The sequence below is a fragment of the Kitasatospora setae KM-6054 genome, from assembly GCF_000269985.1.
Taxonomy (GTDB): Bacteria; Actinomycetota; Actinomycetes; order Streptomycetales; family Streptomycetaceae; genus Kitasatospora; species Kitasatospora setae.
This window is the reverse complement of sequence record NC_016109.1, coordinates 7,014,238-7,034,899: the sequence shown is the minus strand read 5'-3', so window position 1 is coordinate 7,034,899 and position 20,662 is coordinate 7,014,238. Positions and strand designations below refer to the sequence as shown.

Annotated in this window: 19 protein-coding genes; 6 read left to right on the top strand and 13 right to left on the bottom strand. The window is 76.5% G+C overall.

Translation table 11 applies throughout. The features are described from left to right. Positions 1-17 precede the first annotated feature (17 nt). The gene (locus KSE_RS30965; protein WP_014139319.1) at positions 18-2,114 is read left to right on the top strand and encodes a galactose-binding domain-containing protein; all 2,097 of its coding nucleotides are present in this window, start codon (positions 18-20) and stop codon (positions 2,112-2,114) included. 214 nt (positions 2,115-2,328) lie between these two features. Here the strand turns inward: KSE_RS30965 and KSE_RS30960 are convergent, their stop codons facing one another. From KSE_RS30960 to KSE_RS30950, 3 genes are read right to left on the bottom strand one after another with little or no spacing between them, the layout of a single operon-like run. Then, entirely contained in the window at positions 2,329-3,219 is an 891-nt protein-coding gene (locus tag KSE_RS30960) for an SDR family oxidoreductase (protein WP_014139318.1), read from the bottom strand. Then, positions 3,216-4,247: an alpha/beta fold hydrolase gene (locus KSE_RS30955; protein WP_014139317.1), complete on the bottom strand. Its 1,032-nt coding sequence runs from the start codon at positions 4,245-4,247 to the stop codon at positions 3,216-3,218. Before KSE_RS30955 ends, KSE_RS30960 begins: the two co-directional genes overlap by 4 nt. After that, complete coding sequence (locus KSE_RS30950; RefSeq protein ID WP_014139316.1) at positions 4,244-5,845, bottom strand: flavin-containing monooxygenase; 1,602 nt, start codon at positions 5,843-5,845, stop codon at positions 4,244-4,246. Before KSE_RS30950 ends, KSE_RS30955 begins: the two co-directional genes overlap by 4 nt. Before the next feature lie 235 nt (positions 5,846-6,080). Between KSE_RS30950 and KSE_RS30945 the strand changes: the two genes are divergently transcribed. The 3 genes from KSE_RS30945 (at position 6,081) to KSE_RS30935 (ending at position 8,981) form a co-directional block, all read left to right on the top strand. Beyond that, on the top strand, positions 6,081-6,851 hold the full coding sequence (locus KSE_RS30945) for a MerR family transcriptional regulator (protein WP_014139315.1): 771 nt from the start codon (positions 6,081-6,083) through the stop codon (positions 6,849-6,851). A gap of 235 nt (positions 6,852-7,086) precedes the next feature. Continuing rightward, entirely contained in the window at positions 7,087-7,911 is an 825-nt protein-coding gene (locus KSE_RS30940; RefSeq protein WP_197540722.1) for an inositol monophosphatase family protein, read from the top strand. A gap of 53 nt (positions 7,912-7,964) precedes the next feature. Further along, positions 7,965-8,981 (top strand): hypothetical protein, encoded by a 1,017-nt coding sequence (locus KSE_RS30935; protein ID WP_014139313.1) that lies wholly within the window; start codon positions 7,965-7,967, stop codon positions 8,979-8,981. A gap of 34 nt (positions 8,982-9,015) precedes the next feature. Here KSE_RS30935 and KSE_RS30930 read toward each other — a convergent pair whose 3' ends face one another. Beyond that, positions 9,016-10,482, bottom strand: a complete 1,467-nt coding sequence (locus KSE_RS30930; protein ID WP_014139312.1) for a pyridoxal phosphate-dependent decarboxylase family protein — start codon at positions 10,480-10,482, stop codon at positions 9,016-9,018. A gap of 67 nt (positions 10,483-10,549) precedes the next feature. Beyond that, positions 10,550-11,923 (bottom strand): diaminobutyrate--2-oxoglutarate transaminase family protein, encoded by a 1,374-nt coding sequence (locus tag KSE_RS30925; RefSeq protein ID WP_014139311.1) that lies wholly within the window; start codon positions 11,921-11,923, stop codon positions 10,550-10,552. Positions 11,924-12,145: 222 nt separating this feature from the next. Here KSE_RS30925 and KSE_RS30920 point away from each other — a divergent pair, with 222 nt between their 5' ends. Then, positions 12,146-12,751, top strand: coding sequence for a class I SAM-dependent methyltransferase (locus KSE_RS30920; RefSeq protein WP_014139310.1), 606 nt, complete (start codon positions 12,146-12,148; stop codon positions 12,749-12,751). Positions 12,752-12,830: 79 nt separating this feature from the next. Here KSE_RS30920 and KSE_RS30915 read toward each other — a convergent pair whose 3' ends face one another. The 4 genes from KSE_RS30915 to KSE_RS30900 form a co-directional block, all read right to left on the bottom strand. Beyond that, positions 12,831-13,256, bottom strand: coding sequence for a hypothetical protein (locus KSE_RS30915; protein ID WP_014139309.1), 426 nt, complete (start codon positions 13,254-13,256; stop codon positions 12,831-12,833). 85 nt (positions 13,257-13,341) lie between these two features. Continuing rightward, positions 13,342-14,313 carry a hypothetical protein gene (locus KSE_RS30910; protein ID WP_014139308.1) on the bottom strand — a complete coding sequence of 324 codons (972 nt, stop codon included), beginning with the start codon at positions 14,311-14,313 and terminating at the stop codon, positions 13,342-13,344. Between the two features lie 58 nt (positions 14,314-14,371). Continuing rightward, positions 14,372-15,088: a response regulator gene (locus KSE_RS30905; RefSeq protein ID WP_014139307.1), complete on the bottom strand. Its 717-nt coding sequence runs from the start codon at positions 15,086-15,088 to the stop codon at positions 14,372-14,374. Further along, positions 15,085-16,239, bottom strand: a complete 1,155-nt coding sequence (locus tag KSE_RS30900; RefSeq protein WP_014139306.1) for a sensor histidine kinase — start codon at positions 16,237-16,239, stop codon at positions 15,085-15,087. The genes KSE_RS30905 and KSE_RS30900 overlap by 4 nt, the downstream gene beginning before the upstream one ends. A gap of 202 nt (positions 16,240-16,441) precedes the next feature. On the opposite strand from KSE_RS30900, the gene KSE_RS30895 reads away from it, so the two are divergent. Continuing rightward, positions 16,442-17,125 carry a DUF2306 domain-containing protein gene (locus tag KSE_RS30895; RefSeq protein ID WP_014139305.1) on the top strand — a complete coding sequence of 228 codons (684 nt, stop codon included), beginning with the start codon at positions 16,442-16,444 and terminating at the stop codon, positions 17,123-17,125. Between the two features lie 218 nt (positions 17,126-17,343). On the opposite strand, the gene KSE_RS30890 is transcribed toward KSE_RS30895, so the two are convergent. The 4 genes from KSE_RS30890 to KSE_RS30870 form a co-directional block, all read right to left on the bottom strand. After that, complete coding sequence (locus KSE_RS30890) at positions 17,344-18,192, bottom strand: alpha/beta fold hydrolase (protein WP_014139304.1); 849 nt, start codon at positions 18,190-18,192, stop codon at positions 17,344-17,346. Continuing rightward, entirely contained in the window at positions 18,189-19,412 is a 1,224-nt protein-coding gene (locus KSE_RS30885) for an MFS transporter (protein WP_014139303.1), read from the bottom strand. The genes KSE_RS30890 and KSE_RS30885 overlap by 4 nt, the downstream gene beginning before the upstream one ends. 240 nt (positions 19,413-19,652) lie before the next feature. Next, positions 19,653-20,246, bottom strand: coding sequence for a GTP-binding protein (locus KSE_RS30875; protein WP_014139302.1), 594 nt, complete (start codon positions 20,244-20,246; stop codon positions 19,653-19,655). Further along, positions 20,227-20,652 carry a DUF742 domain-containing protein gene (locus KSE_RS30870; RefSeq protein WP_014139301.1) on the bottom strand — a complete coding sequence of 142 codons (426 nt, stop codon included), beginning with the start codon at positions 20,650-20,652 and terminating at the stop codon, positions 20,227-20,229. The genes KSE_RS30875 and KSE_RS30870 overlap by 20 nt, the downstream gene beginning before the upstream one ends. Between the last annotated feature and the right edge of the window lie 10 nt (positions 20,653-20,662).

Genomic DNA, 20,662 nt, shown 5'->3' with positions numbered 1-20,662 from the left:
CGGACCGAGAGGTGACCATGACCGGGAACCACCGCACCCGCCTCCCCCACCGCCTCCCCCGCCACCGTGCCAGGAACGCCCTCGCCCGCCTGCTGCCGCTGCTCCTGTTCGCCGCCGTCCTCGCCACCGGCGCCGGGCCCGCGCCCGCCGCCCGGGCCGCCGACGGGTGGTGGGACCCGGTCGCCCGGCCGGCGCCGGACTCGCGGATCGGCGTGACCGGCGAACCGTTCCGCGGCACCGGCCCGGACGGCGCGGTCCGCGGCTTCGTCGACGCGCACAACCACCTGATGTCGGCCGAGGGCTTCGGCGGCCGGGTCATCTGCGGCTCCGCCTTCTCCGAGCAGGGCGTCGCGGACGCGCTGAAGGACTGCCCCGAGCACTACCCGGACGGCGCGCTGGCCCTGTTCGAGAACGTCACCGGCGGCGCCGACGGCCACCACGACCCGGTCGGCTGGCCGACCTTCGCCGACTGGCCCGCCCACGACTCGCTCAGCCACCAGCAGGACTACTACGCCTGGGTCGAGCGGGCCTGGCGCGGCGGCGAGCGCGTCCTGGTGAACGACCTGGTGACCAACGGGCTGCTCTGCTCGATCTACCCGTACAAGGACCGCCCCTGCGACGAGATGGCGGCGATCCGCGCCGAGGCGGCGAAGTCGTACCAGCTCCAGGACTACGTGGACCGGATGTACGGCGGCCCCGGCAAGGGCTGGTTCCGCATCGTCACCGACTCCGAGCAGGCCCGGGCGGTCGTCGCGCAGGGCAGGCTGGCCGTGGTGCTCGGCGTCGAGACCTCGGAGCCGTTCGGCTGCAAGCAGGTACTGGACGTGCCGCAGTGCGACCGGGCGGCGATCGACCGCGGGCTGGACGAGCTGTACGCGCTGGGCGTGCGCAGCATGTTCCTGTGCCACAAGTTCGACAACGCGCTGTGCGGGGTGCGCTTCGACGAGGGCACCACCGGGGTGGCCGTCAACGCCGGGCAGTTCCTGTCCACCGGCACCTTCTGGAGCACCGAGCAGTGCACCGGCCCGCAGCACGACAACCCGATCGGCCTGCCCACCGCCCGGGCGAACGCGCTGCTGCCCGCCGGGGTCGGCCTGCCGGTGTACGCCGCCGCCGCGCAGTGCAACACCCGCGGCCTGACCGCGCTCGGCGCGTACGCGATCGACGGCCTGGTCAAGCGGCACATGATGCTGGAGGTCGACCACATGAGCGCCAAGGCGGCCCGGAGCGCCTTCGAGCTGCTGGAGGCGAAGGGCTACCCGGGCGTGCTCTCCAGCCACAGCTGGATGGACGCCGACTGGACCGAACGCCTTTACCGGCTGGGCGGGTTCGCCGCCCAGTACCCGCACGACGCGGCCGGCTTCGTCGCCGAGGCGGACCGCACCGCGGCGCTGCGCGCGGCGTACGGGGTCGGCTACGGCTACGGCAGCGACCTGAACGGCGTCGGCGGCTGGCCGGGCCCGGTCGGGCCGGGCGCGCCGACCAGCGTGACGTACCCGTTCCGCTCGGCCGACGGCGGCTCGCTGCTGGAGCGGCAGGTCACCGGCGACCGGACCTGGGACGTCAACACGGACGGCCTGGCGCACGCCGGGCTGCTGCCGGACTGGATCGAGCAGATCCGGCTCGCCCCCGGCGGGCAGCGGGTGGTGGACGACCTGCTGCGCGGCGCGCAGTCCTACCTGACCACCTGGCGGGCCACCGAACTGCACGGACCGGGGCGGGAGTTGGCCACCGGTGCGGCGGCCTCCGCCAGTTCCTCGGAGTGGAACCCGTTCACCTCCTACCAGCCCGGCCGCGCCGTCGACGGCGACCGCGCCACCCGCTGGGCCAGCGACTGGAGCGACGACCAGTGGCTGCGCCTCGACCTGGGCGCCGTCCACTCCGTCGACCGGGTGACCCTGGACTGGGAGCGGGCCCACGCCCGGTCCTACCGGATCGAGGTCTCCACCGACGGCACCGCCTGGCGCACCGTCTGGTCCACCACGGCGGGCGACGGCGGCCTGGACACCGCGGCCTTCCCGCCGACCGCGGCCCGGTACGTCCGCTTCCACGGGACGGCGCGGGCCACCCAGTGGGGCTACTCACTGAACGAGGTCTCGGTGCACGGGACCTGACGGAGCGGCGGCGGGCGGCTGCCGGGGCGCCCGCCGCCGGTGATCGGATGGGCGTCGGGGCGATGATCGGACCTCCCACCACCGATCATCGGACCGACGCCAGGCTGATCATCGGACCTCCCCTGACCGATGATCAGCCGAGCGCCGGTCCGATCGTCATAACGCGACGGGCCGGGACGCCCTGGCGGCGCGGGGCCCACTGCCCCTCGTCCGCTCACTCCCCCTTGCCGGTCCGGGCCTCCTGGTCGGCCCGGCCGCCCGCGCCGACCGGGCGCAGGCGGGTGGCGGCGGTGGCCTTGAGCTCGGGGGCCAGCCGGGCGACGTCGCGCGAGCCGACCAGGGCGATCAGGCCGGGGAGGAAGCCGCGGACCGGCTGCATGCCGCGCAGCCACGCCTGGGCGTAGACGTGCGCGGAGCGGCGGGCGAGGCCGGCCACCAGGCGGTCGACGGCGGGGCCGATCGGGTAGGTCTTGTTGGCGGGCCAGGGCAGCTTGGCCCGCATCCGGCGCAGCACCGCGTCCTGGTCGGCGCCGCGCACCATGTCGGTGTCGGTCCAGCTCAGGTAGCCGACGCCGACCTTGACGCCCTGGTGGGCGACCTCGGCGCGGAGCGCGTGGGCGAAGGACTCGACGCCCGCCTTGGAGGCGCAGTAGGCGGACATCAGCGGCGCGGGGGTGAGCGCGGCGAGCGAGGCGATCTGCAGCAGGTAGCCGCGGCTCTCGGCGAGCGCGGGCAGGAAGGCCCGGGCGGTGGCGACGGAGCCGAGCAGGTTGACCTCGACGACGCGGCTCCAGGTGCGGTGGTCGCTGTCCTGCACCGGGCCGCCGAGCGCGATGCCGGCGTTGGCGACCACGGCGTCGATCCGCCCGTACCGGTCCTTGATCCGGCCCGCGACCTCGGTGAGCGCGTCCAGGTCGGTGACGTCGGCCTCCCAGGCGGAGGCGTGGTCGCCGCACTGGGCGGCCACCGCCTTGAGTTCGGCGGGCTCCAGACCGACCAGGGCGACCTTGGCGCCGCGTTCGGCGAGCTTGCGGGCCATCAGCGCGCCGAGGCCGCGGGCGGCTCCGGTGATGACGACGACCTGCGAGGACAGCGGCGGTGTCATGCGGTCTCCTCAAGGGGCTTCGCGGCGGACGCGACGGCTGCGGACGGGTCGGTGGCGGGCGGATCGGCGGCGGGCGCCGCGGTGGCGGGCGCCGCGGCGGGTTCGGCGTCCGGGAGGCTGGCGGCCAGGGCGGCGATCCGGCGGATCTCGGCGGCGACCTCGGCGGGCCGTTCGACCGGGCTCATGTGGCCGGTGCCGGGGAGTTCGAGCAGGCCGCGCGGGTCGGCGAGGGCGGCGGCGATCCGGCGGGCGTGGACGGGCGGGGTGAGCCGGTCGTGGCTGCCGGCGATGACGGCGGTGGGGGCGGTGATCCGGGCCAGGGCGTCGTGCACGTCGAGGGTGTCGAGCACGGTCGCCCAGTGGAAGCGGACCCGGGTCGGGCAGGCGTGCACCACCTGCGCGCAGGCCGCGACCCGGTCGGCGGGGGTGGCGGGGCCCATGGTGGCGTACTTGAGGGCGGCCCTGGTGAGGGCGGTGACCGGGCCGAGCGGGAGCCGGGAGCGCAGGATCCGCCGGTGCAGGAAGCGCCGCAGGCCCCGGGCCCGGACGGCGGCCGGCAGCACGGCGAGTTCGGCGACGAGTTCGCCGGGGCCGGTGTTGACCAGCACGTTGGCGGCGGTGCGGCGGGCGACGCCGGGGCGGTCGCCGGCCGCCATGATGGTCATGCCGCCCATGCTGTGCCCGGCGAGGACGGCGCGCCGCCCGGCGGGGACGGTGGCGGCGAGCACCGCTTCGAGGTCGTCGGCGAGCTTGGCGGTGGAGTAGCCGGCGGCGTCGGCGGGGGCGGGGCTGCGGCCGTGTCCGCGCTGGTCGTAGGCGACGACCCGGAAGTCGGCGGCGAGCCGGTTGACGACCGGCGCCCAGAACGTGGTGGAGCAGGTCCAGCCGTGGGCGAGGACGATCAGCGGCGCGCCGGCCGGCCCGTACTCCTCGACGTTGAGTACCGCGCCGTCGGCGGAGCGGACGGTGCGCACGGCGGCGGGGTCGGGCAGCACGCAGTCGGCGGGGATCGGACGGCCGGGGCTCACGCGGTCACCTGCTCGGGGGCGGCGGCGCTCCGGGGGGCGCCGGGTTCGACGCGCTTGACGAGTTCGTACTCGGCGAGGTCGACGTGCCGGGTGGCGCGCCGGAAGGCGCTGGTGGAGCCGGGCCACAGGACGGTGTTCTTGCCGCCCTCGTCGAGGTACCAGCTGCGGCAGCCGCCGGTGGTCCAGACGGTGCGGCCCATCCGGTGCTGGAGTTCGAGGTTCCACTGGCGCTGGGCGCGCGCGGTGGGCTGCATGGCGGCGGCGCCGACCGTGTCGAGGGTGGTGAGCGCGTCGATCAGGTAGTTCAGCTGGGACTCGATCATCAGGATCATCGAGTTGTTGCCGAGGCCGGTGTTCGGGCCGATCAGGAAGAACAGGTTGGGGAAGCCGCGCACGGTGGAGCCGCGCAGCGCCTCCATGCCGTCCTTCCAGCTCTCGGCGAGCGAGGTGCCGCCGGTGCCGAAGACCCGTTCGGCGATCGGCAGGTCGGTGACGTGGAAGCCGGTGCCGAAGACGATCGCGTCGACCTCGTGCTCGCTGCCGTCCGCGCCGACCAGGGTGGAGCCGCGCAGTTCGCGCAGCCCGCCGGCGACCACCTCGGTGTTGGCGGCGGCCAGCGCCGGGTAGTAGGTGTTGCTGAGCAGGATGCGCTTGCAGCCGATCCGGTAGTCGGGGGTGAGCTTGGCGCGCAGCGCCGGGTCGGCGACGGCCCGGTGCAGGTGCCGCAGGGCGACCTGCTGGACGAGTTTCAGCAGCTGCGGGCGGCGGACGAACGCGTCGACCTGGAGTTCGCGCATCACGAACAGCCCGGCGCGGCGCAGCAGTCCGGTGGGCGGGAGCTTGGCGTGCAGCCAGCGTTCGGCGCCGGTGACCTCGCGGTCGGCGCGCGGCAGGACCCAGGCGGGGGTGCGCTGGAAGACGGTGAGCGAGCCGACCAGCGGCTGGATGGCGGGGACGATCTGGGCGGCGGACGCGCCGGTGCCGACCACGGCGACGCGCTTGCCGGCCAGGTCGTAGTCGTGGTCCCAGCGGGAGGAGTGGAAGACCTTGCCGGGGAAGGCGTCCAGGCCGGGCAGGTCGGGGATCTGCGGGTCGGCGAGCGGTCCGGCGGCGCAGACCACGGCGTCGGCGGTCCAGTTCCCGGCGGCGGTGGCGACCTGCCAGCGGGTGCGCTCCTCGTCCCAGCGCAGTTCGGTGACCTCGGCGCCGAAGCGCAGGTGCGGGCGGAGGCCGAAGGTGTCGGTGACGCGCTCCAGGTAGGCGCGGATGTCGGGCTGGCCGGAGAACACCCGGGGCCACTCGGGGTTGGGCGCGAACGAGAACGAGTACAGGTGCGAGGGCACGTCGCAGGCGCAGCCGGGGTAGGAGTTGTCGCGCCAGGTGCCGCCGACCGAGTCCGCGCGCTCCAGGATGACGAAGTCGGTGATGCCGGCCCGGCGCAGCCGGACGCCGGCGCCGAGGCCGCCGAAGCCGGAGCCGATGACGGCGACCCGGACGTGCGGGACGGGGCGCGGCGGGGTGTCGGCGGCCCCGGCGGCTGCGGTGTCGGGCGCGGCGGCGGTGTCGGGCGCGGGGGGCTTCTTGGTGCGGGGTGCCATGGGCGGGCCTCCTGGCGGGCGGCGAGGGTGGGGTGCGGCTGGCCGGCGGTGCGGGGGCGGTGCGCTGGTGCGGGGCGGCGGGGCCGGGGAGCCGGAGCTGAGGGCTGAGGGGCGGTCCCGGCGGGGCCTCGCTGGATGCTGCCAGTAATCACTGGCGCGTTTGGCAGCGTAGCCCTTGTTGACACCGAGTGGAATAGCGCGGGGCGTCGCTGTTTCCGCGCCGCCCCACGGCCCTATGCTGACCGGCGTGGCGGAGACCGAGCAGGACCGTGAACCGGGCGGACGCCCCCGCGCCTACCGCGTCGCCGAACTGGCCGAGGCGGCCGGCGTCAGCGTGCGCACCGTCCGCTTCTACCGCGAGCGCCGCCTGCTCCAGCCGCCCCGCAAGGAGGGCCGGATCGCCTGGTACGGGGACGAGCACCTGGCCCGGCTCCGGCTGATCGCCGAACTCCTCGACCGCGGGCACGCCCTGGGCGGCATCGCCGAACTGATCGGCGCCGGCGAGGACGGCCGGGACGTCGCCGAGCTGATCGGCCTGCGGGCCGCGCTGGTCGCCCCCTGGTCCGACGAGACGCCGGTGCACCTCGGCTGGGACGAACTGCGCGCCGCGTTCGGCGACCAGCTGACCGAGGCCAACACCGCCGAATCGGTCGCCCAGGGCTACATCACCGTCGACCCCGACGGCATCACCCACGTCAGCCGCCGCCTGATGGACGCCACCGTCGCCCTGGTCGGCGAGGGCGTGCCGCTGGCCGCCGTGCTGGACGTCAGCCGGCGGGCCAGCGAGTACGCCGACGCGATGGCCGACGTGTTCGTCGCGCTGGTCCGCGACCACGTGTTCGGCGCGCTCGCCCGGGTCCGCGACCTGGCGCCCGCCGAGGCGGCCCGGCTGACCGAGCAGGTCGAACGCGTCCGCCCGCTCGCCCGGGCCGTCAACGAGGCCCAGTTCGCGCTCGCGATGGACCGCCGGGTGCGCGCCGAGTACGACCGGCTGACCGGGCGGTGACCGGACGGCGGCCCGGCCGCGCCGCTCCCCCGCCGGGGCTCCCACCGAGCCCCTCCCGCCCCGACCGCCGGCACAACCCGGTCCGCGCCCACGAGAAACCGCCGGATGCGCGCCGACCACGACCCGGCGGCGCCCCGGCGGAGCCCAGGCCGCGCCGCTCCCCCGCCGGGCCCCTCCCGCCCCGCACGCCACCTGAGCAACGTCCGTCCCGCCCCGGCATGGGAGAGTGGGGGCGGTGGAAGGGAGCACGGGCGTGCTGATGGAGAAGGTCACCGAGATCCTGGTCGAGGCGTCGGCGGAGGCGGTCGAGCCGCGGTTCCGGGCGCTGGCCGACGGCGAGGTGATGGAGAAGGCGCCCGGCGAGATCGTCACCGTCGCCGACCGGGAGGCCGAGCGGATCATCGCCCGGCGGCTGCGCGAGCTGCTCCCCGTCCCGGTGGTCGGCGAGGAGGCGGTCGCCGCGGACCCCGAACTGGCCCGCGCCCTGCACGCCGAGCCTGCCGCCTGGCTGGTCGACCCGGTCGACGGCACCCGGAACTTCGTCGCCGGCCGTTCCTCGTACGCGGTGATGGCCTCGCTGGTCCGGCACGGCGAGACGGTCGCGTCCTGGATCTGGCAGCCGTGCGCCCGCACCGCGTACACCGCCGAACTCGGCGCCGGTGCCTGGCGCGACGGCGAACGGCTCGCCCTGGCGAAGGTGGCCACCCCGCCCGAGGAGTGGACCGGCATCCTGAAGACCCGCTACATCGCGCACCCCGGCGGGCACCGCCTGCTCTCCAACGCCCTCGCGCTCGGCCCGCTCGACCCCGGGCGCGGCGCCGCCGGGATCGAGTACCCGCTGGTCGCCGACGGCGCCCTCGGCTTCCTGCTCTACTGGCGCACCCTCCCGTGGGACCACGCCCCCGGCTCGCTCCTGGTCACCGAGGCGGGCGGCCGCAGCGCCCGCTTCGACGGCTCCCCCTACCGCCCCGAGGCCCCCGGCGGCACCAACGGCCTGCTGGTCGCCGCCGACCCGGAGCAGTGGGAGACCCTCCGGGGGATCCTGCTGGAGGGGGTGTAGCGTACCGGCCGGGCCGCCGGGGGCGGGGCGGCGGCCGGGGAGGGGGAGACGGGATGTTGCGCAGTGAGGCGGACCTGGAGACCTGGTTCGTCCGCCGGAAGGCGGCTCGCGGCGCGGGGCTGCCGGAGCCGGGCCTCTACCTGTCCGTGAGCCTGCGCGGGACCAGCGGGGCGGCGGCCCAGCTGGTCCTGGCGCTCGGGCGCGGACTGGAAGACGGCCTGGCGGAGCTGGGGTTGAGCGCGGTGCGCTCGCGGCTGGTCCGCTGGGCGGAGGACCGCGACGAGTGGGATCCGGTCTGGACCGACGAGTCCTACCGGCGCTTCGCGGCGGAGGGAGGGCTGCCGGAGACCCTGGCGCTCTTCCAGTACTGGGACGTCGACGGGTACCCGCAGGGCCGCAAGGAGGCCCAGGCCCGGGTGGCCCTCCGCCGTTCCCGGACCGACCCGCAGGTGTGGACGTGCGCGGTCAACGCCAGCGCCCTGCACGGCGACGCGGAGCGGGCCGACCGGGCGGGCGAGGTGTTCGCCCGGCTGCTGGCCCGGGCGGCGGAGGAACCGGGCGTGGTGTACGGGGCACTGGTGTACGACCGGACCTCGGCGTTCCACACCTGGCTGCCCTACGAGAAGCACCACCCCTGCCCGGAGGCCGAGGTGATGGCGTTCGAGGTGGCCCGGGGCTACTACTGGGCCAACCTGCTGACCGAGCGGCACGTCCACTACCTCGGCGGGCCGGCGGCACTGGCGGATCGGGCCGCCGAACTGGGCATCACCGTGGACTTCCTGACGGATCGTCCGAACGGCGGCGGCGAGCGGGGCCCCCGGGTCCTGGTCCGCGACCCCGCCCCGCTGACCGGGTTCGACGACGCGCGGCTCGCCGCGATGCGCGACCTGCTGGACCCGGTGCTGCAGCACCGGGGCGAGGGCCTGGGCGGCTACTGCGGCTGGCCGCTGCGGGTGCTGAAGGAGCCGGGCACCTCGTTCCGCGAGGTGCCGACGGACATCGAGATCCCGTGGTTCGAGGACGACGGCCGGATGCCCGAGGGCGGCAACGGGTACCGCCTGGTGCCCTGAGCCCCCGGGCGCCTCGCCAGGGGATCCTGCGCCGTCATCCCTCCGCCGTTCGTCCCTCCGTGGCCCTCCCGGCCTCGACGACGGCGCGCAGCAGGGCGGCCAACTGCGCTTCCGTGGTGTGCGGGTTGAGCAGAGTGAGCTTGAGCCGGACCCGGCCCGGGCCGTGGCCGGGGAGTTCGGTGCGGCCGACCACCGCCCGGCCGGTGCGCAGCAGGAGGCGGCGGAGTTCGGCGTTGACGTGGTCGGCGCGGGCCGGGTCGGCGCTGCGGTAGCGGAACACCACGGTGGTCAGGACCGGGTCGCAGTGGAGTTCCAATTCGGGTTTCTCGCGGACGAGTTCGGCGGCCCGGAGGGCGCTGTGGTGGCAGCGGTCGACCAGTTCGCCGAGCCCGTCGCGGCCCAGCACCCGCAGGGTGGCGGCGAGTTTGAAGGCGTCGGGCCGGCGGGTGGTGCGCAGCGACCGGCCGAGCAGGCTGGGGTAGCCGGCCTGTTCGTCGTCGGCCGGGTTGAGGTAGACGGCGCGGCGGGCCAGCGAGGCGTAGGTGTGGTCCTCGCGGACCAGGAAGACGCCGGCCGCGGCGGGCTGCCAGCCGAGTTTGTGCCAGTCGAGGGAGACCGAGTCGGCGCGCTCGATGCCGGTCAGCAGCGGGGCGAGCCGTTCCGAGAAGAGCGCGCCGCCGCCGTAGGCCGCGTCGACGTGCAGCCAGGCGCCGTGCCGGGCGGCGAGGTCGGCGACGGCGGGCAGCGGGTCGATCGCGCCGGTGTCGGTGGTGCCGGCGGTGGCGACGACCGCGACGGGGGTGGCACCCTCCCAGCCGGCCTCGGCGAAGGCTTCGGCCAACGCGTCCGGTTCCATCCGCAGGTGGCGGTCGACCCGGACGGCGCGGACGGCGCGTTCGCCGAGACCGAGCAGCGCGGCGGCGCGCTGGACGGAGAAGTGCGCGGCCTCGGAGGCCAGGATCCGGGGGCGGACGCCGCTCGGCAGGCCGTTCAACTCGACTTCGCGGCCGAGGCGTTGGTCCCGGGCGAGCATCAGGCCCATCAGGTTGGACTCGGTGCCGCCGCTGGTCAGCACGCCGGCCGCCCGGTCGGGGTCGAAGCCGACCGTCTCGGCGAGTTCGGCGAGCAGTTCGCGTTCCAGGACGGTCGCGGCGGGGGCCTGGTCCCAGGAGTCCTGGGAGGGGTTGAGCGCGCTGACCGCGAGGTCGGCGGCGACCGCGACGGCCAGCGGCGGGCAGTGCAGGTGCGCGGCGCAGTGCGGGTCGGCCGGGTCGGCCGCGCCGTACGCCAGCAGCTCCGCCAACCGGCCCAGCGCGGACGGCCCTCGGGCCTCGGCCAGGGCGCCCCGGACGGCCGCCGCGATCTCGTCCGGCTCGCCGGGGGCGATCGGCCCGGCGCGCCGGGCCGCGCCGGCGGCCAGCCCGGCCAGCACCTCGGCGATCAGCGGGCGTAAGGCGTCCGGTCCGGCCGTCCCGCCGGAGAGTTCGACCGCCCCGGTCATGCGCGGGCCTTCGACTTCGCCGAACAGAAAGAGAATTGACTATGCGTCAGCATGGTGGGTGGCGTGGTCACTTGCCCTCCTCGGGCTGGCGCATCGCGAACTCGATGGCGTCACAGAGCCGTTCGAGGACGGCGTCGGCCTGTTCGTCGGTGATGGTGAGCGGTGGGAGCAGCCGCAGGACGGCGTCGTGGCGGCCGCCGAGTTCGACGATCAGGCCGCGGGCGAGGCAGGCTTCGCGGACCCGGACGGCGAGCCGCGGGTCGGCGGGGCGGGCGCCGCAGCTGTCGGGTTCGCCTGCGGGGTCGACGAGTTCGACGCCGAGCATCAGGCCGCGGCCGCGGACGTCGCCGATCACCGGGAGGCGGTCGCGGGCGCCGTCGAGGCGGGCGGTGATCCGGGCGCCGACGGTCTCGGCGCGGGCGACCAGGCCGTTGGCGGCGACGTGGCGCAGGGTGGCGGCGCCGGCGGCCATGGCGAGGGTGTTGCCGCGGAAGGTGCCGGTGTGGGCGCCGGGCTGCCAGCCGTCGTACTCCTCGCGGTAGACCACGACGGCGAGCGGGAGGCTGCCACCGATGGCCTTGGAGAGCACCATGGCGTCGGGTTCGATGCCGCTGTGCTCGACGGCCCACATCCGGCCGGTGCGGCCGACGCCGGTCTGCACCTCGTCGAGGATCAGCGGGATGCCGCGTTCGGCGGTGATCCGGCGCATCTCGCGCAGCCAGCCGTCGGGGGCGGGGACGACGCCGCCCTCGCCCTGCACCGGCTCCAGGATCATCGCGGCGGGCGGCAGCACCCCGCCGGACGGGTCGTCGAGCAGCCGCTCGGTGTAGGCGGCGGCGAGTTCGGCGCCGCGTTCGCCGCCGACGCCGAACGGGCAGCGGTAGGCGTACGGGTAGGGCAGCCGGGTGACTTCGCCGCCGCTGGGCAGCGGGGCCTTGACGGCGGTGTTGCCGGTGACGGCGAGGGCGCCGGCGGTCATGCCGTGGTAGGCGCCGGTGAAGGCGAGCGCACCGCGCCGGCCGGTGGCGGTCTGCATCAGTTTGAGGGCGGCCTCGACGGCGTCGGTGCCGGCCGGGCCGCAGAAGTGGATCCGGGCCCGGGCGGCGAACCGCTCCGGGAGGCTGGCCAGCAGGGCGGTGGTGAAGTCGTCCTTCTCGGCGGTGGCGAGGTCGAGCAGGTGCAGCGGGGCGCCGCTGTCCAGGGTGCGGCGGATCGCCTCCAGCACGACGGGGTGGTTGTGGCCGAGCGCGAGGGTGCCGGCGCCGGAGAGGCAGTCGAGGTAGCGGCGGCCGTCGGCGCCCTCGACCGTCATGCCGTTGGCGCGCACCGGGACGATCGGGAAGGACCGGGCGTAGGTGCGGGCGGCCGATTCGCGGATGCGCTGGCGGCGCAGGATCGCGTCGCCGGCCGGTGCGGCCGGGGTGCCGACGGTGAGGGTCACAGCAGGAGCTCCCTTGCGAAGTTAGGTAAGCCTAACTTTATCTACGGGGGGATGGAGAACGCCGCCACCAGGCCCGTCGATCACCCGACCGGGCGAGCGCACTGCCCGACTCCCCCGCACGCCCCCGAGGACGGACCCGGGCAGCCCCCTGATGGACACCCCCACCCGTCCAACGAGCCGCACCGCGCCGGGTCACGGCCCGCCCCCGGGTAGCCTCCGTCCATGGACACCACCGCCCACGCCCGCGAACTCGCCGACACCCGGGCCTTCTTCGCCGAACGCGCCGCCACCTGGGACAGCAAGTACCCCGACGACAGCCCGCGTTACGCCGCCGCGATCGCCGACACCGGCCTGGCGGCCGGGCAGTTCGTGATCGACGCGGGCTGCGGCACCGGCCGCGCCCTGCCCCTGCTGCGCGCCGCCGTCGGCCCGGCCGGCAGCGTGCTCGGCGTCGACCTGACGCCCGAGATGCTGGACCGGGCCGCCGCCCACCGCGCCGACGCCGCCCTGGTCCAGGCCGACTGCACCCGGCTGCCGCTGCCCGACGCGGTCGCCGACCTGGTCTTCGGCGCCGGCCTGGTCTCCCACCTCCCCGGCCCGGCCACCGGCCTGCGCGAACTCGCCCGGGTCACCCGCCCCGGCGGCCGGCTCGCCCTCTACCACCCGCTCGGCCGGGCCACCCTCGCCGCCCGCAAGGGCCGTCCGCTCACCCCGGACGACCTGCGCGCCCGCGAACACCTCTTCCCGCTGCTCGCCGCCAACGGCTGGACCCCGCTGTCGTACACCGACGAGCCGACCCGCTACCTGGTGCTGGCCGAACGGGCCTGAACGGGACCGGACGGGAGCGCGCCGAACCGGTCCCGTTCAGGCCCGCTCGCCCAGCGGTAGCCGAGTTCGGGGCGGCCGGTCACCGGCTCCTGAGCCACTCCAGGTACGGCGGGCCGAACGGCCAGCGCGGCATCGGCTCGCAGTCCGGCTCCACCCCGGGCGGCGCCTCGGCGAGCGAGCCCATGCCGTACGCGTACAGCGCGGCGAGGGCGTAGCCGGTCAGCAGCAGCACCGGCCACAGCCACCAGGCGCTGCCGCGCCGCCGGGACAGCGGGGCGGCGATCAGCAGCATGACGGCGACGCAGACGCCGACCGCCACCAGCAGCGGCACGAAGCGGCCCGGCAGCGGTTCGTGGTCCTGGACGAGGCACCAGTGCCAGGCGTCGTCGCCCCGGCTGCTGCCGAGCAGCGCCGCCCAGACTCCGAACCAGACCGCCAGCGGCACCCAGGCGCAGCCGTTCGCCGGGACCCGCCAGCCCTTCCAGTCCAGCACCCTGGTACCCATCCGACCTCCGTTCGCGTGACCAACCCTCTTCACGCGAACCGGGGTTCGCCGGTTCCCCGGCGGCTGCTCCGGCGGGGTCCCGCGCTCAGGCCGGGGTCGGGGTGGTGCCGGAGAGGGCCCAGGCGAGGCCGGTGGCGGGGTCCTCGATGGCGAGGTGGAGGTGGCGCAGGTCGTCGGTGGGCTCGGTCCAGGTGAGGCAGTGCAGGCGGGCGACCAGGGCGTCGGCGGCCTGCCGGGTGGGGGTGGGGGCGCCGTCCATCGCGGCGAGCAACTGCCAGACGGCGAGCCGTCCTTGGGCGGCGCCGCGGTCGGGGCGGGCGGAGGCGAGGTGGACCAGGGCGGGGTAGAGCGCGGCGAACGGGAGCCGGCCGCCGGTGATCTCGGGGCCGCCGGCGAGCTGGGCGGCGGCGTCGGCGGCGCGGCCGCGGACGCAGACGGCGGTGGTCCAGTCGGAGAGCGCGGCGAGCGCGCGGGTGGCCGCGAGGCCGGTCAACCGGGGCCCGGGGTTGGGGAGTTCCAGGACGGCGAGGCCCTCGCGGGTGGGCGGGGCGAGGTGCAGGGCGCGGCGGGCGCCGCCGCCGGGGAGGTACTCGCGGACCCGGGTGTCGCGTTCCCAGCCGCCGTCCTCCCAGGGCAGCAGCCGGTACGGGACGCCGCCGTCGTCGGGCGGGGCGCCGGGTGCCGGTTCGTCGCCGAGCAGGGCGCGGGTGTGGGCGGCGAGGCGGCCGATCGCGGGCGGCAGCGGCAGGGCGTCGAGGACGGCGCGCGGGTGCCGGGTGGCGAGGACCTCCCAGAGCGGTCCGGCGTCGTGGTCGGCGAGGGTCGCGGGGGCGCCGGGCCCGCCGTCGGGGTCGAACAGCCGGGCGGCGAGGGGCGCGGGCGCGCCGTACGCGACGAGGTGGCCGAGCGGCCCGGCGAGCGGGTCGCCGAGCGCCCGGGCGAGCCGGAAGCGCGCCAGCAGTTCGTCCCAGCGCCCCTGCTCGGCGAGCCGCCGCCCGGAGGGGCCCCACCCGTAGCGCTCCGGCCGCAGGGCTCCCGGCCCGTTCTCCACGATCATCCGCTCAATGTACGACCGTACCGACGCGTTCCCCGGGCACCCGGTCCGTGACGGAGTGTCACGGAGCGTCGGGTGCGGACGGGCGGCGGTACTGCGGGCCCATCAGGCCGTGCCGGTACGCGGCGGCCACCGCCTGCGAGCGGTCGCGCGCGCCGAGCTTGCCGAGGATCCGCTTGACGTGCGTCTTCACGGTCGACTCGGCGAGGTGCAGCAGCGCGGCGATCTCCTCGTTCGGGTGCCCCTCGGCGGCCAGCCGCAGCACCTCGCGCTCGCGGACGGTGAGCGCCGCCAGCGGGCCGGGGACGGAACCGGGCGGCGGTGCGGACGGGCCGGGCGGCGGCTCGGGGGCGGCCAGCAGGCGGCCGAGCAGGTCGCGGGTGACGGCGGGGTCGAGGACGGCCTCGCCGGCCGCGACGGCGTGCACGGCGTCGATCAGCCGCTCCGGGGAGGCCCGCTTCAGCAGGAACCCGGCGGCCCCGGCCCGCAGCGCGCCCCACACGTACGCGTCGTGCCGGAAGGTGGTCAGCACCAGCACCCGGCTCGCCGACCCGGCCAGCCGCCGGGTCGCCTCGACGCCGTCGCAGCCGGGCATCCGGACGTCCATCAGGACCACGTCGGGCCGCAGCCGCCGGGCCAGTTCGACGGCCCGCAGCCCGTCCCCGGCCTGGCCGACCACCTCGATCCGGTCGGCGGTCTCCAGCACCACGGCGAGCCCGGCGCGCAGCAGCGGGTCGTCGTCGGCGATCAGCACCCGGACGGCGCCCGGCCCGCTCACCCGGCGCCGCCGGCCGGGAGGGTGACCCGGACCAGGAAGCCGCCGTTCGCCCCGGGCCCGTGCTCGGCGGTGCCGTGCAGGCGGGCGGCCCGCTCGGCGATGCCGGTCAGGCCGCGGCCGGGCCGGTGGCCGGGCGGCGGGCCCGCGCCGTCGTCGGCGACCTCGACCAGGGTCGCCCCGCCCTGCCGGACGATCCGGACGGCGGCGTGCCCGGCGCCGGAGTGCCGCAGCGCGTTGGTCAGCGACTCCTGGACCACCCGGTACGCGCAGCCGTCCTGCTCCGGGGGCAGCGGCGGGGTGTCGCGGTGCAGCTCGACGGCCAGCCCGGCCCGGCCCATCCGCTCGGCCAGCGCCGGGAGTTCGTCCAGACCGGGCTCGGACGCCGCTGCGGCGCCCGGCAGTTGGGGCGCCGTGCCGCGCAACAGGCCGAGCACGCGGTCGAGTTCGCCGAGCGCGTCGTTGCCGGTCCGCTCGATCTCGGCGAGCAGGTCGCGGCTGCGTCCGGGGGTGCGGTCGATCAACCGCCGGGCGGCGCCCGCCTGGACGAGCATCAGGTTCAGCGAGTGGCCGACCAGGTCGTGCACCTCGCGGGCGATCCTGGCCCGTTCCTCGGCGAGCAACTCGTCCCGGGCGCGCCGCCGTTCGGCCGCCTGCTCGGCCAGCCGGTACGCCGAACCGTAGCCGAACGCCCACACCGCCAGCCACACCGCGAGCACGCCGGCCGGCATCACCACCTCGACGTCCTGCCCGGCGAAGTACCCCACCACCCCGGCCACCACCAGCGGCGGCCCCCACCCGGCCCGGCCCCGCCCCCCGTACCGCCCGACCGCGTACGCGCCGAGCAGGTTGGCGTACGGCGAGATCGGACTCGGATCGACCAGCTGCGCCTCGGCGGTCAGCGCCAGCGTCGCCACCAGGTACGCCGCCAGCGGGGCCCGGCGGCGGACCGCGACGGCGGCGGTGAGCAGCGCGGTCAGCAGCAGCGCGAACGGCATCCGGCCGCCGACCCGGGCCTCGGTGCCGAAGCGTTCGGTGAGCATCGCGACGCACAGCACGACGGCCGGTGCGGCGTCCGTGAGCGCGGCCGGGACGAAGTCGAACGTCCTGGGGAACCGGGGCAGTCGGAGCCTGCGGGCGGCGGTGAGGGGCATGCGGCGGCGTCCTCGGGGCGGGGCGGGAGGCTGAGCTGGGTAGCCGAGAACCTACCCGACCGGGCCCGGCTCCGGGCGGGCCGTCCGGCGGGATCCGGGACGGGTCCGGGTCAGGGTCCGGGTCGCTACCCCCGCTGGGGTACGCCGGGCCACCCCGCCGGGGGGACGTCGCGGGCCGGGGCCGGTCCGTAGCGTCCTCGGCATGACACTCCACCGTCCCGCCGAGGCCGAAGTCCCCGATGCCGCAGGGCAGTCCGCCACCGAGCGGCCCGGCCCGGGGAAGCCCGGCGCGCTGCGGCGGGCCGGCCGGATCGCCGTCCCCACCCTGGCGCTGCTCGTCGCCGCCTTCTCCGCCCGCTACTTCACCCTGGACCGCGGCAGCTTCCTGGAGGAGCAGCGCGACGTCTACGCCGCCCACCTCCCCGTCCTGCTGCTGCACATCGGCGGCGGCGTCCTCGCGCTCTCCCTCGGCCCGCTCCAGTTCCTCCCCCGGCTACGGGCCCGCCGCCCCGCCGTCCACCGCTGGACCGGCCGGGTCTACGTCCTCGCCGCGGCGCTGACCGGCGTCGGCGGCCTGCTGATCGCCCCGTACGGCCTCTACCCCCCGCTGGCGCCGCTCGCCTTCACCCTGCTCGCCGCCCTCGTCCTCACCACCACCGCGCTCGGCCTCCACCACGCCCGGCACGCCCGGATCCCCGCCCACCGCGCCTGGATGCTCCGCTCCTACGCGCTGATCTTCGCGGCCGTGACCTTCCGGCTCTGGCTCTTCCTGCTCACCCCCACCGGCCTGCCCGCCTCCGTCGTCTACGCCTCCGGCGCGTGGGCCTGCGTCGCGATCAACCTGGCCGCCGCCGAAAAGCTCCTGCGGAGCGGCCGGCCCGCGTAGGGGGTCCCGCTCCCGGTCTGGTGCGATGCCCGTAGCGGTCGGCGAGCTGCAGCACCCGCAGCACCCGCAGAGCCTCGTGGGCCGACAGGTGCGAGGTCGGGAAGATCTCCACCCGATACCCGGAGGCGCCCGAACTCTCCCCGGCGGGCGCCGTGTTCGTCGCGGTGGGGGTGGAGAGTCCGTGCCGGCGGGGGTTCTTGAAGGGCCGGGGCCGGGCTTCAGCGCAGGGTGAGCATCGCTTCGGCGATCGTCGCGACGTCGGTGCCCGAGGTGGGCAGGGCCGTCGCGGCGGTATCCAGGACGAGTAGGCGCGCGTCCGGGAGTTCGCGGGCGAGGGCCTCGGCGTTGCCGACCGGGAAGAAGCGGTCGTGGCGGCCGTGCACGACGAGGGTGGGGAGGGCGAGCGCGGGGAGGCGTTCGCGCCAGCGGGGTGCGCAGTCCAGTCGGGCGAACACCGTGCCCAGCTGGTTGGCGAGTTGGACGGGCGGGGTGCGGTCGGGGGTGCGGTCCCAGACCCGGCCGGCCCGGGTGCGGGCGGCGGCGGGGTCGTCGCCGAGGATCTCCGCGCCGGCGGCGGCGTACTCCGCGACGGCGGCCCGGTCGGCCCAGTCGGGCATCGGACGGGAGAACAGCCGGCCCATCGTCGCCGGGTCGTGGTCGGGGAGGTCCGGGTCGGTCGGGCCGGGCGCGACGGGGCGGGTGCCGGCCAGGGTGAGCGCGGTGAAGGCGTCCGGGTGGTCGAGGGCGGCGACCTGGGCGACCATCCCGCCGACGCCGATGCCCGCGAGGTGCGCGGGGCCCCCGCCGAGCGCCTCGGCGAGGGCCGCCGCGTCGGCGGCGAGGGTGCGCAGCGTGTAGTCGGGCGCGTCCGGGTCGCCGGTCGCCGAGGCGCCGCTGTCGCGCAGGTCGTAGCGCACCACCCGGCGGCCGCCGGCGGCGAGGCGTTCGCACAGCGCGTCGGGCCAGGAGAGCATCGTGGTCCCGCCGACGAGCAGGACGGGCGGGGCGTCCTCGGGACCGAAGGACTCGGTGCCGAGCGTGGTTCCGTTGACGGCGATTCGTGTCATACCTGGTTGGACGGGGCGGGCCGGCGAAACTCATCGGCGTCCCGGGGGCGAGGCGGCGTGCCCCGGCAGGCGAGGGCGGCGAGGGTCGGGGCGGCGGCGAGGAGGAGGCAGCTGGTGAGCGGGAGGTGGGCGAGCAGGGTGCCGGTGAGGGCGGTGGCGCCGGAGCTGCCGGCGTTGAAGGAGGTGTTGACCCAGGCGCCGGCGCGGGTCCGTTCGGCGGGGGTGGCGAGTTCGTCGGTGCGGAGGTAGGCGGTGGTGAGGGTGGGGGCGACCGCGAGGCCGGCCAGGGCGGCGACGGCGGTGAGGGCGGGGAGGGTGGGGGCGAGCGCGGCGAGGGCGAGGGCCGTGCCGAGGGCGGCGGTGAGCAGGGTGAGGCGGGTGCGGGCGGGGGCGCGCCAGTCGATCGCGCCGAGGGCGAGTCCGCCGACGGCGCTGCCGGCGGCGAGCGCGGCCTCGACCCAGGCGACGTCGGCGGGGCGGCCGTGCCGCGCGGCGAAGACGACGGCGAGCAGCGAGAACGCGGCGAGGCCCGCGCCGGCGCCGGCCGCGGCGCTGAGGGGCTGGCGGGCGCGGCCGAGCAGGTGGCGGGTGCCGGTGCGGGGCGGGGTGGGGGCGGCCGGGTCGCGGGGGGCGACCGGGACGGCGACGGCGGCGAGCGCGAGGGTGCCGGTGAGGGCGAGGACGGCGCTGAGCAGGAGTCCGGCGGCGGGGCGGGTGGTGGCGGTGAGCAGGCCGGCCAGCAGCGGGCCGGTGACGTAGAGGAGTTCCTCGGCGACGGTGTCCAGGCTGTAGGCGCGGCGGCGCAGTTCGGGGTCGGCCGCCAGGACGCTCCACTGGGCGCGGGTGACGGGCCCGAGCGGCGGGGCGAGGGCGCCGGCCGCGGCGGCGAGCGGCAGCAGCGCCCAGGAGGGGGTGCCGGGCCGCCAGGTGGTGGCGGCGAGGGCGAGCAGGGCGGCGGCGTACCCGAGGGCCATCGGGGGCAGGACGCGGCGCGGGCCGTACCGGTCGACGAGTCCGGCGCGGTACGGGAAGAGCAGGACGCTGACGGCCGAGAAGACGGCCATCAGCCAGCCGGCCCGGGCGTACGAGCCGGTGGTGTCGGCGGCGGCGAGCAGCAGGGAGAGCGGGGCGGTGCCGTAGGAGAGGCGGCCGAGCAGGGCGGCGGGGATCAGCCGGGCGGCACCGGGGGTGCGCAGCACGGCCAGATAGGACGTGGACATGACGGGTTGGGGTTCCTCAACGGGGACGGCGCGCGGTGCGCCGGTGGACGGGGACGCCGGAGGGACCGCGACGCCGGGTGCGGCGTGCGGTCGCGGTGCGGGGTCCTAGTCACGGATGAGGAACATGCCGGGCATGCTAACCCGGCCCTGCGCGGACGCGTCAACCCGGTTTCCGGCACCGGTTTCCGGCCCCGGAAGCCCGCCGCCGCACCGGCGCCCGGGTCGGCACCGGCGCCCGGGTCAGCCGCCGGCCCGGGCCAGCACCCGGGCGGCGTGCACCTTGCCGGCGTGTTCGACCAGGCTGATCAGGACGTCCTTGCCGGAGGCCCGCTCGCGGGCGTCGCAGAGCAGCACGGGGGTGGCGGCGTCGAGGTCGAGCGCCTGGGAGACGTCCTCGGGCCGGAAGCTGCGGCTGCCCTCGAAGTGGTTGACGGCGACCACGAAGGGGATGCCGCGGTGCTCGAAGAAGTCGACGGCGGGGAAGCAGTCGGTGAGGCGGCGGGTGTCGGCGAGGACGACGGCGCCGAGCGCGCCCTGGGCGAGCTCGTCCCAGAGGAACCAGAACCGGTCCTGGCCGGGGGTGCCGAAGAGGTAGACCGAGAGGCCGTCGCGGATGGTGATCCGGCCGAAGTCCATCGCGACGGTGGTGGTGGTCTTGCGCTCGACGCCGCCGAGGTCGTCGACGTGGGTGCCGGCCGCGGTCAGCTGCTCCTCGGTGCGCAGCGGTCTGATCTCGCTGACGGCCCCGACCAGGGTGGTCTTGCCGACGCCGAAGCCGCCGGCGACCAGGATCTTCAGGGCCAGGTCGGAGCTGTCAGAGGGCGCGAAGCCCATGGATGACCTCCTGGAGGATGTGTTCGTGCGGGAGCAGCGCGGGCGGGACGGGGCGGCTGACCCGGATGTGTTCGGCGTCGAGCAGGTCGCCGAGCAGGACCCGGACCACGCCCAGCGGCAGGTCGAGGTCGGCGGCGATCTCGGCGACGGAGAGGGCGTTGCCCCGGCAGATCTCCAGGATGGCGACCTGTTCGGGGCCGACCGGCAGCCCGGTCGGGTCGGGGATGTCGGTGACCACCAGGGCGATCAGGTCGAAGGGCTGGCCGGGGCGGGTGCGGCCCTTGGTGAGGGCGTAGGGGCGGACCATCGGCCCGGCGTCCTCGTCGTACCACTGGACGGGACGGTCGGGCGGCGGCGGGTAGCCGAACGGTGAGCCGGGCAGGTAGCGCCGGGGCGGGTAGGCCATCGCTCCGTCG

Bases quoted from the DNA above. Each gene is read 5' to 3' on its own strand.
- KSE_RS30965 (WP_014139319.1), top strand. From the start codon at position 18: ATGACCGGGAACCACCGCACCCGCCTCCCCCACCGCCTCCCCCGCCAC.
- KSE_RS30960 (WP_014139318.1), bottom strand. From the start codon at position 3,219: ATGACACCGCCGCTGTCCTCGCAGGTCGTCGTCATCACCGGAGCCGCC.
- KSE_RS30950 (WP_014139316.1), bottom strand. From the start codon at position 5,845: ATGGCACCCCGCACCAAGAAGCCCCCCGCGCCCGACACCGCCGCCGCG.
- KSE_RS30945 (WP_014139315.1), top strand. From the start codon at position 6,081: ATGCTGACCGGCGTGGCGGAGACCGAGCAGGACCGTGAACCGGGCGGA.
- KSE_RS30935 (WP_014139313.1), top strand. From the start codon at position 7,965: ATGTTGCGCAGTGAGGCGGACCTGGAGACCTGGTTCGTCCGCCGGAAG.
- KSE_RS30930 (WP_014139312.1), bottom strand. From the start codon at position 10,482: ATGACCGGGGCGGTCGAACTCTCCGGCGGGACGGCCGGACCGGACGCC.
- KSE_RS30920 (WP_014139310.1), top strand. From the start codon at position 12,146: ATGGACACCACCGCCCACGCCCGCGAACTCGCCGACACCCGGGCCTTC.
- KSE_RS30915 (WP_014139309.1), bottom strand. From the start codon at position 13,256: ATGGGTACCAGGGTGCTGGACTGGAAGGGCTGGCGGGTCCCGGCGAAC.
- KSE_RS30910 (WP_014139308.1), bottom strand. From the start codon at position 14,313: ATGATCGTGGAGAACGGGCCGGGAGCCCTGCGGCCGGAGCGCTACGGG.
- KSE_RS30900 (WP_014139306.1), bottom strand. From the start codon at position 16,239: ATGCCCCTCACCGCCGCCCGCAGGCTCCGACTGCCCCGGTTCCCCAGG.
- KSE_RS30895 (WP_014139305.1), top strand. From the start codon at position 16,442: ATGACACTCCACCGTCCCGCCGAGGCCGAAGTCCCCGATGCCGCAGGG.
- KSE_RS30890 (WP_014139304.1), bottom strand. From the start codon at position 18,192: ATGACACGAATCGCCGTCAACGGAACCACGCTCGGCACCGAGTCCTTC.
- KSE_RS30885 (WP_014139303.1), bottom strand. From the start codon at position 19,412: ATGTCCACGTCCTATCTGGCCGTGCTGCGCACCCCCGGTGCCGCCCGG.
- KSE_RS30875 (WP_014139302.1), bottom strand. From the start codon at position 20,246: ATGGGCTTCGCGCCCTCTGACAGCTCCGACCTGGCCCTGAAGATCCTG.
- KSE_RS30870 (WP_014139301.1), bottom strand. From the start codon at position 20,652: ATGGCCTACCCGCCCCGGCGCTACCTGCCCGGCTCACCGTTCGGCTAC.